The following is a 1165-nucleotide window of genomic DNA, read 5'->3' as shown; positions in this document are numbered from 1 at the left end:
CCGGGCGCCGGCCGCCCCCGCGGCGCCCGGCCCCGCGCCGAGCCACCCCCGCTCCCGGCGGGGGGGGCCCCCCCCCCCGCGGCCGCCCGCCCCCCCCCCCCCCGCCCCCCCCGGGCCCCGGCCCGCGCGCTCCCTGCTGCGCCCCACCACGTCCCGACCCCGTCCCCGAAAGGGTCCGTCATGTCCTCTGTCCGCAAGCTGTCCGCGCTGGCCGTGAAGCTGTACCACCGGCTCACCAAGCCCCGCATGCTCGACTTCACCGGCCTGGCCATCCCCCTGTTCATGTACCGGTACACGGTCGTCCTGCGCATCGAGGACGCGGGCACGCACGCTCTTGCCATCTGGGCGGCGACCCCCCGCGACGCGCGCCGTGAGGCGCAGCAGTTGGCAGTCGATTGGTACTGGCGCGAGGCCGCGGTCCATGTGTCGTGGGAGCAGTGGGAGGACGATGCCTGGCTTGGGCAGCGCGCCGAGCACCTGGCGACGTTCCGGGGGTGGCACGTGCGATTGGACGCCTGACGGTGGCAGGCCCGCCAGGGCCGCCCCTCGGGCCGGCGGACCGGTTGCCTCAGGCCGGCGGCCCCGGGGGCGGTCGGTCACGGTCCGGGCTCGGCGGCGGGTAGCCACGCCGGGCGGGTGGCTGTGCCCGATCCGGGAAGCGTGCCGACACACACCACGTGGCAGGTTTCATGTGGTATAGTTTTTCTTGTCGGAAGGGCCTGGGCGGGCCCTCCGGCTCAACCCGCACAACACCGAGGAGCAGCAGTGATCCAGCACGACATCTTCGACGTCGTCGGCGGCCACCAGGACGCGGACATCATCTACGTGGACTGGGCGGACGTCCGCAAGGCCTGCTGGAACTGCCACCTCCTGGAGGCGGACGAGCGTCCGGCCACCGAGTGCCCGGCGGAGCGCTGGAACCTGATGGCCCGCCTGCTCGGCGCGATGCGCCGCGCCCAGGCCGTCCGGCCCGGTGAGCCCCAGCCCTTGCCCGGCGTCATCGGCCGACTGTGCGCCCCGGTCCCCGCGTTCGCCTCCGACCCCGCCGCCCCGCGCGCCTGATGCCCTGCCCGTGGCGCCCCCCGCCCGGTACGCCCGCCCCCCCGCCGCCCGGCGCCCCGCCCCCCCTCAGACCCCCCCCCCCACACCCCGCCGGGGCCCGTCG

General features: G+C 76.5%; 2 protein-coding genes. Both read left to right on the top strand.

All coding sequences use genetic code 11. The annotated features are described in order from the left end of the window. Window positions 1–180: 180 nt before the first annotated feature. Complete coding sequence (locus ACFWXO_RS32135) at window positions 181–519, top strand: hypothetical protein (protein ID WP_380528254.1); 339 nt, start codon at window positions 181–183, stop codon at window positions 517–519. 246 nt (window positions 520–765) lie between these two features. Beyond that, complete coding sequence (locus tag ACFWXO_RS32130; protein ID WP_380528252.1) at window positions 766–1062, top strand: hypothetical protein; 297 nt, start codon at window positions 766–768, stop codon at window positions 1060–1062. Window positions 1063–1165: the final 103 nt, after the last annotated feature.

This window comes from Kitasatospora sp. NPDC059088, assembly GCF_042738155.1.
In the GTDB taxonomy this organism is placed as follows: Bacteria; Actinomycetota; Actinomycetes; order Streptomycetales; family Streptomycetaceae; genus Kitasatospora.
This window is presented reverse-complemented; position numbering and strand designations above follow the sequence as displayed.